Genomic DNA, 14,878 nt, shown 5'->3' with positions numbered 1-14,878 from the left:
CAACCCGCTTTCAAGCAATTTCCCCACAAAATCAGAAAGATCATGTTCCAACATTTCAGGTTCAACTTCATACTGATCTAACAACACTTCAAACACTTCTTGCAATGTTTCTTTTTCTTGCATAGCCTGCCAAATAGAAGTTCCTACTTCATCAAGCCCAAAGTAGTTTTCACTTTCCATATCGAGTAAGACCATTTCACCGTCTACTTCTTGAGCAAAGACTGTATCTGCGAATGTGATTTTTTGATTGAAGTTCATTTTGATTCTTTTCATATTTTTATAAAATTATAGCATGTATTTGTTTCTTTCTTTTAGATATAATTAATACTATATAAATTTTCAAGATAGGGATTATATGAGTGGCTTTATTACTATTTATAACACCGATGGAGAACCTGTTGACGAACAGCTGATTCATTCTCTCACACATACTTTAAAATTTCGTGGTCCTGACCAACAAAAAGTTTGGGTGGATGGTAATATCGGTATGGGGCATGCACTTTTTAAGACAACTTTTGAAGCAGAGTATGAAAATCAACCCGCTACCATTGATAATAAAGTATGGATAACTTGTAATGCTCGCATAGATGACCGAGAAAACCTTGTCAATAAAATGGGAATGAAACAAACGTTAGATTTGTCTAGAACACCCGATAGTGAGCTTATCTTGCATGCATACAGAAAATGGGGCGAAGAGTGTCTTGACCATCTTTTGGGTGATTTTGCTTTTGTTATCTGGGATAGTAGATACAAAAAAATATTTTGTGCAAGAGATAGATTTGGCATGCGACAATTGTATTTTGCAAAAAAAAATAAAAGTTTTGTAGTCTGTAATAGTCTTAGTTGCATGCTAAAACATCCCAAAATAAGTCATACACTTAATGAAAAATCTATTGGAGGGTTCTTGTTGTTTGGTGATTATACATGGATGGACAAATCTATGACAATGTTTAATGAAATCACAACGCTTCTCCCCGCACATAAACTAGTTTTACACAATGGACAAATTGATATTAAGCTCTATTGGGATATTCCAAAAAACATTCCCTTACTTGATTATAGAAATCAAAAAGATTATATTGAACATTTCAAGGAAGTGTTTAAACAAGCTATAGAAGATAGAATTCGTACACCATCTATCAGTATTTCAATGAGTGGAGGAATGGATTCAACAGCTATTGCTGCAACAATCAAACAACTTCAACAAGAAAATAAAATTCATTTAACTAAACTAAATGCTGTCACCATAGTTTATGATAATTTATTACCTTGTAAAGAACGATATTATTCTAACCTTGTTGCAAAATATCTTAATATCCCAATCCACTATATTGTTGGAGACAATTACTCCTTTTTAAAACCTTCAATCGGAACAACACGACCTTTAGAAATAGTACAACCAAAGATCTACCTAGATGCTCAAAAAAAGTTAAGCCAACTCAGTCGAGTTGTTTTAACAGGTGATGCTGGAGATAATCTTATTAGATACCCATCAATATCTTCAGTATGGAAAGAATCAAGTGTCATTAGTATCATTACAAACACTATTAAATTTAAATATCTTTATAATAAAAGACCACCTCTTGGATTAGACTTCAGAAGAAAATTAAAAAGCTTATTAACACATAATAATAGTCTAAACACATCTTATTCTTACCCAGAATGGATAAATCCTGATTTTGAAAAAAGAGTGCATTTAAAACAAGCGTGGAATGATATGTGGAGTTTACGTAGCGAACAGCAGTCTATTAACTCTAGACATGCAACACTTCAGTGGTCTCTTTCTAGACCAGACTGGAATAGTGATGATATACTTATGGAAAGTGACTTTACACTGTCCGAAAAAAGAGATCCTTACCTTGATCTTCGAATGGTTGAGTTTATTTTAGCACTACCTGCACTACCATGGCTTTTTAATAAACATATTTTACGTGAATCAATGCAAAACCATTTACCTGATGAAATACGGTATAGACCAAAAACTCCATTAGGATACTTAGATCATGCACTTGCAAAAAAATCTGAAAACAATTGGCTTAAAACGTGGGAACCCGATATAAAATTACATAAATATTTAAAAAAATCAGAGTTCCCTATTAAAAGCTCTAGTACTCATAAATTAGCTGACTATCTAGCTTCAAGACCTATCATACTTGATACATGGATTCAAAAAAATGATATTAACTGCACATTATGATGAATGGGCCCACCCTTGACCACCATCTGAAGCACCCTGATTATCAACGGCTTGAGTCATTTTATTAATTGATTTAAGCTTCTTTAATTCTGGAGCTTTGTATATCTTTTTTTGCATTACTATATTTCCTTTTTTAATATAGCGACCCGGCTGTCTTTACTAAAAGACCCGTTGCTTTCCGTCCTATCTTCACAGATAGTTTGGCATTTCTTTGAACTATACCTCATTATATATTAAATATTTCTTATAATATATTAAGTATTTATTATGATTATATCATTTTTGATTGTATGTGCTCTACAATTACATCATGTACTTCTTCTAGTCTATTTATATCCCAAGGAACACTCACTCGAAAAACTTTTATAGCATTTAGCATTTGTGACAAATAAATCAATCTTTTTGGCTTCAAGTAAGAAAACATATACAGATAATTAGGTGAAAGGATGTCAAATTTTTCAACTCCCTTGATCTCATTTATCGTAATCTCTGCATCACTTTCAGTTCTTTCTAATGCATAAAAAGCATGAATAGGCTTGAAACCCGTTATAAAACTTTTGACATGATACCCTAATTCCTCAAATTTTCTGTAAGGTCTGTGATAGGGATGTGAACCGGCAGCCATAAAGTTACCATTTTCTATGAAAGTCGGTATTTTATCATCTGAAATGAGTGAATGCCTTTGCTTGATGAAGTAGTCTGTCATGGTTGATTTACCTCCCATAGATGGCGCAATGAAGAGGATGGGTTTCCCCTCTACTTCTACTGCACCAGCATGCAGAAAATCATACATATTTTCCAGAGTCATATAAAGTGGTAAAAGTAGATGAATAAACCAAAAACTAAGTAAGTTTGCATTACCTTTCTCATCTAATACATAGTAAATTATCCGTTCTCCAGAAACCCAGTAAAACTTTACTAATTCTTTTACTTCATAACACCAAGGTTGCCCTTCTTCACTTTCATCAAATTCACGATCACTATAAAGATATACTTTACGTCCATGTGCCCAATACAAAGGAAAACCACAGGTAATGAATTTTTGTAATTCAGGGGGAACTTTTGAAGAGAGTTCTATCTCATAGCGTGTTTGCGTTTCATGAGAAAGATCTAAAGGAAAGTCAATATCACTTTTAATCTTTGTACCGTAAACTGTCATCAACTAAAATACTTTATTATTTTTGAACTGGATTTGCTTGTGGGGCTAATTTCACTAAATTTACCCAAGGTATCTTGTTAAACTCTGCATCATAGGTTGTCGGTGTTCCTTGTGTTCCTAGTTCCTGTACAGCTTTAAGAGACTTTCTAACAACTTCTTGTGTTGAAGTACTATACTGAAAAGGCTTTTTTGTATCTTTAATTAAAGACTGATACTCTGTTGACTTTTTAAATGCTATATTAATCAATCTCTCTCTTTTCTCTACATCACTCTTGGCCTGCATGATCCACTCAATCATGGCTGGAGCTTTTTTGTGAAAAGGTAGAGGGTAGAAGATAACATGCACAGTATAATCTCCAAGTTTTCCTTCTGTAGCTTTTTCAAACTTGGTACAGTAAGGACACTCCGGATCTGTTACAAGATAGATCTCTTTCTTACCATTTCCATAAGAGAAGGCAACACCCTCTTTGATAATATTAATATCTTTGGGAAAAGCCATGATATTTCCTTCTTTATCATATCCGTTACCAAAATAGATAGCACCAGTTTTTTTATCGAGAAATGCTGTAATGATCTGTGAGCCTCTCTGTGATCTTGCTTCAAGTTTTAAAAAATAGACACTATCTTTATCTATACCTTCTTTAATTTGAAGTGTCGAACTTTGTAAAACTTTTGTGCTAGCTGTGATCTCATGAAGTTTTTCAGTATCTAATTTAATATCACTTGCATTTACGGCCGTTACCATAAACATTGTCAATAAACTGATGATCAATAATTTTTTTTTCATATTTTATATCTTTTCTTATTTTAATTTTACCATTCTACAACAATCTATCTATGATAACATAATCTGATACTATCCCTTCATCTAATATTGCAATGTTTCAGGTAACTTCAATATCGTAATTATTAAACAGTTTGTTTGCCCGTCCAGCCAAACACTGAGAGTACCGTAAATGCCTCATGCCCATTGGCACCAGTAATGATGGTTTCACCACATTGAGACCAGGCGTGGGCTTTCATGTTTTCTTTCGATTCCTCCTCTTTTGCAGCACCAAGATAAAAAACTCCAGGAATACCCCGTTTTTGCAGCATCGTATGTGCAGTCAGTGATTGTACTAAACAGGCACTCTCCCATGGTGTATAGGCTGCCGCCCTGGTAATAGCTTGACCAATTCTTATAGCTAAGGACATCTCTTTATCGTTTAATGCTGTTATTTTTTCTTTTTTAGATAAATGCTCTAAGTCTCTGGTTAATCGTTTAAATGAAATAGTCAAAAGAGCTGTACGCATCATGCCTAGTGTAATATATGCTTCTACAAAAAGTTTTTTTTCTTCTGATGATAATTTTCTGAATTTTTTAAATTTATGTAACATCAAAATCCTCTTTTATCAAACCTTCTTTTTGAAGTTCATCATAACTTCCTTCAGCTTTTACCTTACCCCCTTCTATTAGGTAAATGTAATCAGCCTGTTTAATGGTAGTAGTTCTGTGTGCGATGATAATGGTTGTGCGGCCTTCAAGAAATGGAGCCAGGGTTTCATAAAGTTGAAACTCTGTTGCATTGTCCAGCGCAGAGGTGGCTTCATCAAAAATGACGATCTTTGGATTGGAGAGGATGAGTCGGGCAATAGCCAGCCGTTGACGTTGCCCACCAGATAGACGTATCCCATCTTTGCCGATACGTGTGTCCACACCATCTTCTAAATGTCGGACAAAATTTTCAAGCTGTGCTGCTTTCAGTGCTTCATATATCTTTGCATCACTTTTCTCTTTGTAAAGGGTGAGATTCATGCGTATAGTGTCGTTAAAAAAGAGGGCTTGCTGTAACATCAGTGCCACGTTTTCACGTACGACCGGTAAACCTATCTGTTCGATGGGGCAATCGCCATAAAGTATCTCTCCCGTGTGCGAAGGATAAAACCCTACCATGATCTGAGCGATAGTTGTTTTACCACTACCACTTTGACCGATAAGTGCAATCTTCTGTCCAACTGACGCTTTTAGACTTATATTATGCAATACTTCTTTACCATTGCCATAGGCAAAACTTATCTCTTTTAACTCTATGGAAGTTGTTTTACTACTCTCAAAAGGATCTGTCACATGTGGATAGTGTGGTTCTTTTGAAAGCGCTAGCAAGGCATTAATACGTTCAAGTGCCGGTTTAGTACTTTGATAAGAGATGACCAATCCCATCAATTGTTGAATGGGTGCAACAAGGGTTGCAAGATAAAAAAGAAAGGCTATCATCATCCCTACTGTAAGATCTGAATACACTACTGCTGTAATACCAAGAGCACGAAAGATATCAACCACAGTATTAGTCAAAAATGTAGATGAACTGTGTGCGACCGAAGCTTTATAGCCATAATCAAGTGATGCAGATTCAATCTCTTTTGCACGTCCCTGAAGAATCCCAAAAAAGCTGCGTTCCTGATTACTAGCACGTACCTGAATAAAAAGTTCAAGTGTTTCGTTGAGTAATTCATGATAGACTTCATAAGCTTCATGCTGACGACGCAACAACTCACCTGTTTTACGTCCTAAAAGACGCGAAAAACCAAGAAAAAGAGGATTGAGCATAAATACCAACAATGCCAATACCCAGTTCATCCAAAGCATCACGCTAGCAATCCCGATCAACATCAGTGAAGCACTTAGTAGCGTGGTCACTACCTGGCCGGAAAAACCACTAACACTCTCAACATCTTGCACTGTCTTGGAAGCAATACCACCTGGTTTGAGTGTTTCATACTCGGAGAGAGAAACATGCTCCAAATGATGTAAGATACGGTGACGTAGTAAGTAACTGATCTTTTGTGTGATTTTAGTAGCATAAAATGTTTTTTTATTATTAAAGAAAAATGCCAATGATCGCAATACTACAACGATGACAAGTAAGGTGCTAATATAGAGCCATATTTCATGACTCCCAAAGAAAGTAGAGATCAGCTCTACCATTTTTCCCGGATGGTCCAATAACACCTCATCTATAAGAAGTGGCATTAGCATCGGGGTAGGAAGTAAAAGTAATGTAGCCATTATCCCATACAAGCTGGTACGCCAAAAATCACTTTTCTGAGTTTTTATTTGCTTGTAAAGTGTTTTGAATGTATAGTATCTTGTCATGGGTTATCTTTTTCTCCTTAACTTAAAGCAGATGTCCCATCTGTTCTTTTTTCACTTGAAGGTAGCCTTCATTGTGAGGGTTTGGTGTGATTTGAATAGGTAGACGTTCTATGATCTCTATATCACCTAAGCTGTCTATCTTTTTAGGGTTATTGGTCAGCAGTTTTAGTTTTTTAATGCCAAAATGATTTAAAATAAACTCAACCACTTCATAGGTACGTTCATCTGCTTTAAAACCTAATTGGTGATTTGCTGCTACTGTGTCAAAACCTGCATCTTGTAGAGCATAGGCATTGACTTTATTGAGCAGTCCAATGTTACGTCCTTCCTGACGATGGTAAATGATCATCCCACCCTCTTTTGCGATGAGTGCCTGAGCAAAATGAAGTTGTTCTCCACAGTCACACTTAGCTGAGCCTAATGCATCACCGGTCAGACATTCAGAGTGTACACGTACAATGGGTTCATCCGATAAATCTTCTGTGAAAATGGCTAAATGTTCTTTTCCCTCACCATTTTTCGTACCTTCTTTAAAGGCTTGTATTTTAAAAGTACCGTATTTGGTTGGTAAAGTAGCAATTTGTGATATATAAATATTATTCATGATGTGATTATACTTTAAGAATGAACAATTAATAATTAATAATCAATAATTAGTGTAAAATACTTCAAAAGATATCTATTAAGGTTTAATTATATGTTCGCACGTTTTAGAAGAAAAAGAATCAATCCCGTCTTAAGAGATCTCCTTCAGGAGACACACCTCAATGTCAATGACTTCATTTATCCACTTTTTGCAAAAAGCGGTACTGGACTCAAAGAAGAGGTAAACTCTATGCCCGGTGTTTTTCAAATGAGCATCGATGAGATCATTAAAGAGTGTGATGAACTCAAAAAACTTGGTATCTACTCCATCATTCTTTTTGGTATCCCAGATACGAAAGACTCTGTAGGCTCTGACGCGATGTGTGAGCATGGGATCATTGCACAAACTGTACGTGAAGTAAAAGCGGCACACCCTGACATGTTTGTTGTCACTGATCTTTGTTTCTGTGAGTATACAGACCATGGACACTGCGGTGTGATCGATCCTGTACTCCATACAGTTGACAATGACATTACACTTGACAACTTAGCTAAACAAGCCGTTGTCCATGCTAAAGCAGGTGTTGACATGATAGCTCCTTCAGGAATGATGGACGGGATGATCACTGCAATTCGTGCTGGTCTTGATGGAGCAGGATTTGAAAACTTACCTGTCATGTCTTACTCAACCAAGTTTGCTTCAGCCTATTATGGACCTTTCCGTGATGTGGCTGAGTCCAGTCCGAGTTTTGGAGACAGAAGATCTTACCAAATGAACCCGGCGAACAGAAACGAAGCCATCCAAGAGAGTATCGAAGATGAAAAAGAGGGCGCAGACATCCTTATGGTGAAACCTGCACTTGCCTATCTTGACGTGGTAAGAGATGTTAAAAACAACACTTCGCTTCCACTGGCTGTTTACAACGTCAGCGGTGAATACTCTATGCTCAAAATGGCAGCAAAAGCCGGTGTGATAGACTATGATAAAGTCATGATGGAAACACTTATGGCATTTAAACGTGCTGGTGCTGACATCATCATCACCTACCATGCAAAAGAAGCGGCACTGTTACTTCAAAAATAATCTACATATGTTACTTGCACTTACTTCATAAAGTGTAGGTTTCTTCAACTTTCAACCTTTTATGGTAAAATAATCTCTTTTAAATTTTCAGCCTTTACTATCTATCAAAAGAGATTGAAATACGAGGATACAGTGATGAGACACTTTTTAACACTTAAAGATTTTACCAAAAATGAAATCTTGGAGATGATAACATTAGCACAGAAAATAAAAGCACAAACAAAGCAGCGCAAGTTTGTACCATACATGGAACACCAGACACTTGGAATGATCTTTGAAAAGAGTTCTACGCGTACACGTGTGAGTTTTGAGACTGGTATCTACCAACTTGGCGGTGTGGGGCTCTTTCTCTCTTCTAATGACATACAGTTAGGACGTGGTGAACCGATGAAAGATACAGCTCGTGTCATAAGCCGTATGGTTGACATGGTGATGATACGTACCTTCGAACAGTCAAAACTTGAAGAGTTTGCAAACTTCTCTAAAGTCCCTGTGATCAATGGACTTACAGACTCTTACCACCCTGTGCAACTCATGACTGATTACCTCACAATGATAGAAAATGGTAAAGACAAAGATCCTGTGGTTGCTTATGTCGGTGATGGAAATAATATGACACACTCCTGGCTTATGCTTGCGGCAAAACTTGGGTTTGAGCTCAGAGTAGCTACACCTAAAGGGTATGAATGTGATGAAGCCATTGTTAAAGATGCCCTTGAAATAGCAAAAGATAGTGGTGCGAAGATCACATTTGGCAACGATCCTAAAGAAGCAGTGAAAGATTGTGACGTAGTCACCACAGATACTTGGGTCTCTATGGGACAAGAAGATGAAAAAGAAGAACGTGTTCGTGTATTTGACGGTTATATGGTAGATGAGGCTATGATGTCTTTAGCCAAATCAGATGCTATCTTTTTACACTGCTTACCTGCATACAGAGGCTATGAAGTTAGTGAAGAAATTTTTGAAAAACATGAAGAGGTTATCTTCAGTGAAGCAGAAAACAGACTACATGCACAAAAAGGTATTATGGTGTGGTTAGATGCACATCGTAATGACGGAATCGCATAAATGAGCAATATAGATTTCGAAAAGTTCAGTAAATACTCCAAGCCGGGGCCAAGATATACATCTTACCCTACGGCCTTAGAATTCAGTGATGCTTTCAAATATGATGATTACATCCACTACCTCGAAACCTCGAAAGAGAAACTCTCACTGTATGTACACTTGCCATTCTGTCGGTCTGCCTGTTACTTCTGCGGTTGTAATGTTGTCTTTACCTCTAAAGAGACAAAACTCTCTGCCTATATAGAGTACTTAAAAAAAGAAGTTGATCTTTTAGCTGAACATATCGACACATCACGTGAAGTGATTCAGTTTCACTTTGGTGGAGGTACACCGACGTATTATAAAGCTTTTGAGCTCGATGAGATCGTCACTTACATCAAATCGAAGTTTCCTAACTGGAGTGAAGAGGCTGAGATAAGTTGTGAGATAGACCCACGTTACTTTAATGAAGAGCAAATGAAAGTCTTTCAGAAGCATGGATTTAACCGCATCAGTTTTGGTGTACAGGACCTTGATGAGAAAGTACAAAAAGAGATCCACCGTGTGCAACCTTTGGAACTTACTCAAAATGCTGTAGATCTCGCAAGAAAGTATGGAATCAATTCCATTAACACGGACTTCATCTATGGTTTACCTTACCAGACACTCGAAACATTTAAGAAAACACTGGAACTCTCTACACAACTTAATCCAGACAGAGTTGCTGTTTTTAATTATGCCCATGTACCTTGGCTCATGAAAACACAGCGTAAATTTGATGAAACAACACTTCCGACACCAGAGGTGAAACTTCAAATTTTCCAATACACTATTGACTTTTTTGAAAACAATGGATATAAAATGGTTGGTATGGACCATTTTGCCAAACCTAAGGATGAACTGTTTGGTGCTATTGAAAAAGGTGAACTTCACCGAAACTTCCAAGGATACACGACTAAAGGTGGTGCAAACCTTGTAGGTATCGGTCTTACCAGTATTGGTGAGGGTGAGCGTTATTATGCACAGAACACCAAAGATATGAAGGCGTATGAAGCTGCACTTGATGCAGGTAGATTGCCTTTTGAGAGAGGCGTGAACCTTAGTGATGATGATTACCTTCGAAAAGCAGTGATCATGGAGCTTATGGCAAACTTTTCTATAGATATGAAAAGAGTTGAAGCTGAACATCATATAGATTTTAAAACATATTTTACTGATGCGCTAGATGCATTGCAAGAATTTGTGGATGCCGACTTAGTCACTATCACAGAGGACAAGATAACCGTAAGTACTACAGGTACCCTGCTTATACGAAATATAGCAATGCCATTTGATGCTTATATGAAAAAGTATGCACAAAGCAAGAAGAGCTTTTCTAAAACGGTATAATATCCCTATGGATAATGTCAACCTGAACGCCCTTAAAAGCGAAGCGATTCGAAAAGGTCGACGCTTTTTGCCTACTTTTTTAGAAAAAGTAGAGAAGAAATACAAACAATAAATAAAGCATATACTCCCAGAAAATATGGGAAAAAGGTTTATAAGAGGAAATATGAGTAAAAAATTAGAAGATATTTTTAACTTTAGCGCTACAAGTGACGACTGCATCAAGTGCGGGAAATGTATCCCAGTATGTACCATCCACCAGGTCAATCCGGATGAAACAACCTCTCCTCGTGGATTCATTGATCTTTTAGGTGCCTATCAACAAGGACATTTGGAATTAGACAAAAACGCTAAAAATATATTTGAAAGTTGTTTTTTATGTACGAATTGTGTCGATGTTTGTCCTAACTCATTGGCTACAGATATGGTCATCGAAGAAGTACGTGCAGATATTGCAGACAAGTTTGGTATAGCATGGTTCAAACGTGGATTTTTCTTCTTGTTACGTAACCGTAAGATAATGGATCTTGTGATGAAGTTTGGGTATATGTTTAAGACCTGTGCCTTGGCTCAAGATGACAAAGACAGAGGACTACGTGCAAGGTTTTCTCTTCCGATGGTTAAAAAAGGAAGACTCTTGCCTTCTATGGCTAAAACAAGCTTTTTGAACAGTTACCCAGAAGAGATACCGGCAATCGTACAAGAGAATAAAAATCCTCGTGTAGCACTCTTCATTGGATGTTTGGCTAACTATAACTATACAAGTATAGGTGACAGTCTTGTTGATATACTGGCTAAATTGAACATCGATGTATTTATCCCTAAAAAACAGCTTTGCTGCGGTGCACCTGCATACTTTACAGGAGATATGAGCTCTGTTGAGTATATGACGAAGAAAAACATAGAGTATTTTGAAAGTTTTATGGATGAATGTGACGCGATGCTCATTCCTGAGGCAACCTGTTCAGCTATGATCAAACATGACTGGCAAGTCTTTTTTGAAAATCATGACATGCCTGAGTGGAAAGAACGTGCAGAAAAAGTAGCCCAGAAGATCCATATGGCAACGGCATGGCTGCATGATAATACCGATCTAAAAAAGATGCTTGAAGAAAAAGGTAAAAAGTTTGATGATGTAGTGACCTATCATGATCCTTGCCATGCGAGAAAAGTACAGGGTATCTATCAGGAACCTCGTAACCTTTTAGCACCAAATTACCCAATGGTTGAGATGAGTGATCCTAACCGTTGCTGTGGTTTTGGTGGAGTCACTATGCAAACAGAGAAATTTCACTTTGCAGAAGCTGCAGGGAAACCAAAAGCAGCTATGATAAAAGAGACCAAAGCACAGTATGTAAGTGCTGAGTGTTCTGCATGTAGAGTGCAGCTCAGTGAAGCGATGAACAACGCAGACGTAGAGACTATCTTTAAAAACCCTTTAGAGCTTATCGCTGAGTCTCTTAAAGACTAACCGAAACGGCAGGCATCTCCTGCCTTGATGACAAAGATATTATATCCATCTACATATTTATAGTCTAATCCACAACCTAATTTTTCCAAAATATTATGTACAATATAAAGTCCCAAGCCAAAACCTATACTTCTTTTTTCTTCTTGAGAAAAAGGCTCTACATAATAAGAGAGTGGATGTTGCAGTTTTTCACCTTTAGAACTGATCTCCAAACCATTCCCTACGGATCTAAGTGAGACGTGTTTGTCTTTACTGTACTTTATCCCATTATCCAGCAGATTTTTAATGGCTAAGGAGAGTAGTTTGACATCAGTGGCTAACGCGATATTTTTCACATCTACCGTAACATTATCTTTAGACATCATCAAAAGTTCTTGACTTCTTCGTATCACTTCATCAAGCATGACATACTCAAAAGTGGGTTCAAAACTTTGCGTAGTCACCCGCTCTATCTCTGCAAGTTCCGAGATAAGTTCATTCATCCGTTCAAAGGCACGCACAAGTATCTTTTTACTTGCTTCATCTTCCATCATTTCAACAACAATACGCCCTTTGGTAATAGGTGTTTTAAGCTCATGCATCAAGTTACGCATGAAAAGGTTTTTGGATTTACTCAAAGCGTTAATATGTACGATAGCGTCATCAAAACTTTTTGCGATCTTTCCTATCTCATCATCATAAAGATAGGTAATGCGTGTCTGCATGTCACCTTGGGCAAATCTTTGTATCTGTTTATGTAGTTTTTTTAAGGGATAAAGTTTTCTTAAAACAGCTAAATAAAGTAAAAGTAGTAATCCAATGAGAAAAATACCTAAGGCTATAGCGATCTCAAAATAGTAATTTTCAGCTCTGTCATCTTCTAGCAAAAGATTATGTTGCATACGTTGCACATAGATATAATGTTTACCTTCTATTCTAAATACCCTTACTTGTCCAAGGGAAGAACCTCCTGTAAAGATTGTTTCACCCTCAACTTCTATCTGATTTTTTATCTCTTCTTTTCTATTGTCTGATACTGGTTTTACACGCAAGTCATTATAAAGTGCATCCAAGTCTTCTTTGCCTGGATTAAGCTGTAATTTTGAAAGAAAAGTAATAGAGATAAGTTGATATCGTTTATACTCTTCGATTTTACGTCGGTCTTTATCCCAAGAGAGAAAAAGTAAAAATGTAGCAATCAAAATAGAGATTGCAACAGAGAAAAGAATATGTATAAAGGTCGTTACAGATAAATTTCTCATTATACTCTATCAGTTAAAAGGTATCCTACACCGCGGATAGGTTTAATGTATATATTATCAGGGTCTATCTTTGCGATCTTCTGTCGTATCCGTGAAATGATCACATCTATATTTTTAATAGAACTGTCATCATCAATATGTTCACTTTCATACAAAAGCTGTTCCCTTGAGACTGAGCCATTTTTATGCTGTAAGAGCATGCCCAAGATATCATATTCCGCAGCAGTCAGTTCTAAGGATTTGCCTTTGAACCTGATCTCTCTCGCCTTAGGATCTGCAACAAAAAGTGCTTCTGTTTCTGGTGCTTTTTCATCTACACTGTGTGTACGTCTTAAAATCGTTTTGATACGTGTCACGAGCTCTCTAGGATCATAAGGTTTTGGCATATAATCATCTGCCCCGCGTTCCATACCGATGACTTTATCTGTAATATCATCCCTTGCCGAAGAGATAATAATAGGAATATTGCTTATATCACGTATTTTAGGGATCACTTCCAACCCATCCATACCGGGCAAAGTCAAATCTAAAATGATCAAGTCAAAATCATGCTGTGTTAAGAGTGAAAGTCCTATATAAGGATCTTCAGCGCCTATCACTTCCATATCATACTTTGTAAGGTAGTTTGTTAAGATGAGTGCTAATTCGGGATCATCTTCTATAATGAGTATTTTTATAATGATGTCTTCCTTATGTAACTTAAGTAGTCATTTTACTTTGTTCTTTATGATTATAATCTATATATACTTTAGTAATTGCAATCAAAAATGAAGTAATTGCCGGACCCAAAATCATCCCCCAAAAACCGTAGGTGCTCATCCCTGCTATAATAGAGAAAAATATAACGATCTCATTGATCTCAATTGTACTTTTCAGTAGATCCTCTTTGATCACTTTAATAATGATCGGTTTAATGAGAGTATCGGCGACAATAGAGATAACTATAATGGAATAACTTGCGATAAAAATAGCTGTATTTGCATCCATATTTGACCAAGAGTACAGTGTCACAGGTATCCAAACTACAGCCCCTCCGATGATAGGTATCAATGAGGCAAAACCATAAATGACCCCAAAAAGAAGACCATTAAATCCAAAGTAACTTACCATGACCCCAAAAAGAAAACCTTCAAAGATCGCTGTCACAACAATAGAATAAAAAACTACTTCCATCGTAGAAGATACTTCATGTATCATCTTCGCACTTTTCATCCTGCTCACAGGCATAAGTGCACGTATCAGATCAAAAAAGCCTTCTCCATAAAAGTTAATGATAAAGTAAAAAACCAGTACAAGAATCATATTCTTGACAAATCCAAGGCCCGCACTTCCGGCTGTTGTCATATAAGATGTAGACTCTTGAATATACCCAGCGATCCTTTCATCACTCAAACCTATCTGACTCCACTCTTTGACATACGGTATCTTTTCTGTAAAGGTTTGAACGACTGAGGTAACCTCATTGATGGTTTCAACATCAAGTTGAGCGATATACCCTACTCCTGTGGTTGCCATATAGATAATAGGCGCAAAAAGTATCAAGATCAAAAGTGAAGAAGTAAAAATAGCACT

Annotated in this window: 15 protein-coding genes and 1 riboswitch; of the genes, 5 read left to right on the top strand and 10 right to left on the bottom strand. The window is 36.8% G+C overall.

The window, feature by feature from the left end; genetic code table 11:
- On the bottom strand, positions 1-258 hold a 258-nt coding region (locus ABZC96_RS03380; RefSeq protein WP_373029080.1), incomplete at its 3' end, for a PqqD family protein.
- Between the two features lie 97 nt (positions 259-355).
- Here ABZC96_RS03380 and ABZC96_RS03375 point away from each other — a divergent pair.
- Positions 356-2,197: an asparagine synthase-related protein gene (locus tag ABZC96_RS03375; protein ID WP_373029079.1), complete on the top strand. Its 1,842-nt coding sequence runs from the start codon at positions 356-358 to the stop codon at positions 2,195-2,197.
- Here ABZC96_RS03375 and ABZC96_RS03370 read toward each other — a convergent pair.
- The 6 genes from ABZC96_RS03370 to ribA all read right to left on the bottom strand — a co-directional run bounded on the left by ABZC96_RS03370 (position 2,192) and on the right by ribA (position 7,093).
- Positions 2,192-2,314, bottom strand: coding sequence for a hypothetical protein (locus tag ABZC96_RS03370; protein ID WP_373029078.1), 123 nt, complete (start codon positions 2,312-2,314; stop codon positions 2,192-2,194). The two genes, ABZC96_RS03375 and ABZC96_RS03370, sit on opposite strands and share 6 nt — an antisense overlap.
- Positions 2,315-2,334: 20 nt before the next feature.
- Positions 2,335-2,412, bottom strand: a riboswitch (cyclic di-GMP riboswitch).
- A 56-nt stretch (positions 2,413-2,468) separates the two neighbouring features.
- Positions 2,469-3,359, bottom strand: a complete 891-nt coding sequence (locus ABZC96_RS03365) for a hypothetical protein (protein ID WP_373029076.1) — start codon at positions 3,357-3,359, stop codon at positions 2,469-2,471.
- 13 nt (positions 3,360-3,372) lie between these two features.
- Complete coding sequence (locus ABZC96_RS03360; RefSeq protein WP_373029075.1) at positions 3,373-4,143, bottom strand: thioredoxin fold domain-containing protein; 771 nt, start codon at positions 4,141-4,143, stop codon at positions 3,373-3,375.
- 122 nt (positions 4,144-4,265) lie between these two features.
- Entirely contained in the window at positions 4,266-4,733 is a 468-nt protein-coding gene (locus ABZC96_RS03355; RefSeq protein ID WP_373029074.1) for a lasso peptide biosynthesis B2 protein, read from the bottom strand.
- Positions 4,723-6,489, bottom strand: a complete 1,767-nt coding sequence (locus ABZC96_RS03350) for an ABC transporter ATP-binding protein (RefSeq protein ID WP_373029072.1) — start codon at positions 6,487-6,489, stop codon at positions 4,723-4,725. Before ABZC96_RS03350 ends, ABZC96_RS03355 begins: the two co-directional genes overlap by 11 nt.
- Before the next feature lie 22 nt (positions 6,490-6,511).
- Positions 6,512-7,093: a GTP cyclohydrolase II gene (gene ribA / locus ABZC96_RS03345; RefSeq protein ID WP_373029071.1), complete on the bottom strand. Its 582-nt coding sequence runs from the start codon at positions 7,091-7,093 to the stop codon at positions 6,512-6,514.
- 93 nt (positions 7,094-7,186) lie between these two features.
- Between ribA and hemB the strand changes: the two genes are divergently transcribed.
- The 4 genes from hemB to ABZC96_RS03325 all read left to right on the top strand — a co-directional run bounded on the left by hemB (position 7,187) and on the right by ABZC96_RS03325 (position 12,065).
- Positions 7,187-8,158: a porphobilinogen synthase gene (gene hemB / locus ABZC96_RS03340; protein ID WP_373029069.1), complete on the top strand. Its 972-nt coding sequence runs from the start codon at positions 7,187-7,189 to the stop codon at positions 8,156-8,158.
- A gap of 135 nt (positions 8,159-8,293) precedes the next feature.
- Positions 8,294-9,229 carry an ornithine carbamoyltransferase gene (gene argF, locus ABZC96_RS03335; RefSeq protein ID WP_373029068.1) on the top strand — a complete coding sequence of 312 codons (936 nt, stop codon included), beginning with the start codon at positions 8,294-8,296 and terminating at the stop codon, positions 9,227-9,229.
- Positions 9,230-10,597, top strand: coding sequence for an oxygen-independent coproporphyrinogen III oxidase (gene hemN / locus ABZC96_RS03330; RefSeq protein WP_373029067.1), 1,368 nt, complete (start codon positions 9,230-9,232; stop codon positions 10,595-10,597).
- A gap of 163 nt (positions 10,598-10,760) precedes the next feature.
- The gene (locus tag ABZC96_RS03325; protein WP_373029065.1) at positions 10,761-12,065 is read left to right on the top strand and encodes a (Fe-S)-binding protein; all 1,305 of its coding nucleotides are present in this window, start codon (positions 10,761-10,763) and stop codon (positions 12,063-12,065) included.
- Here the strand turns inward: ABZC96_RS03325 and ABZC96_RS03320 are convergent.
- The 3 genes from ABZC96_RS03320 to ABZC96_RS03310 form a co-directional block, all read right to left on the bottom strand.
- Positions 12,062-13,306: an ArsS family sensor histidine kinase gene (locus tag ABZC96_RS03320; protein WP_373029063.1), complete on the bottom strand. Its 1,245-nt coding sequence runs from the start codon at positions 13,304-13,306 to the stop codon at positions 12,062-12,064. The genes ABZC96_RS03325 and ABZC96_RS03320 overlap by 4 nt on opposite strands.
- Positions 13,306-13,986 (bottom strand): response regulator transcription factor, encoded by a 681-nt coding sequence (locus tag ABZC96_RS03315; RefSeq protein WP_373029082.1) that lies wholly within the window; start codon positions 13,984-13,986, stop codon positions 13,306-13,308. Before ABZC96_RS03315 ends, ABZC96_RS03320 begins: the two co-directional genes overlap by 1 nt.
- A 19-nt stretch (positions 13,987-14,005) precedes the next feature.
- Positions 14,006-14,878, bottom strand: an 873-nt coding sequence (locus tag ABZC96_RS03310) for an AI-2E family transporter (RefSeq protein ID WP_373029061.1), incomplete at its 5' end; no start/stop codon positions are given.

The organism is Sulfurovum sp. (assembly GCF_041551015.1).
Classification (GTDB): domain Bacteria; phylum Campylobacterota; class Campylobacteria; order Campylobacterales; family Sulfurovaceae; genus Sulfurovum.
Note: the sequence above shows the minus strand (reverse complement) of the source record. Positions and strands in the feature narration are given on the sequence as shown.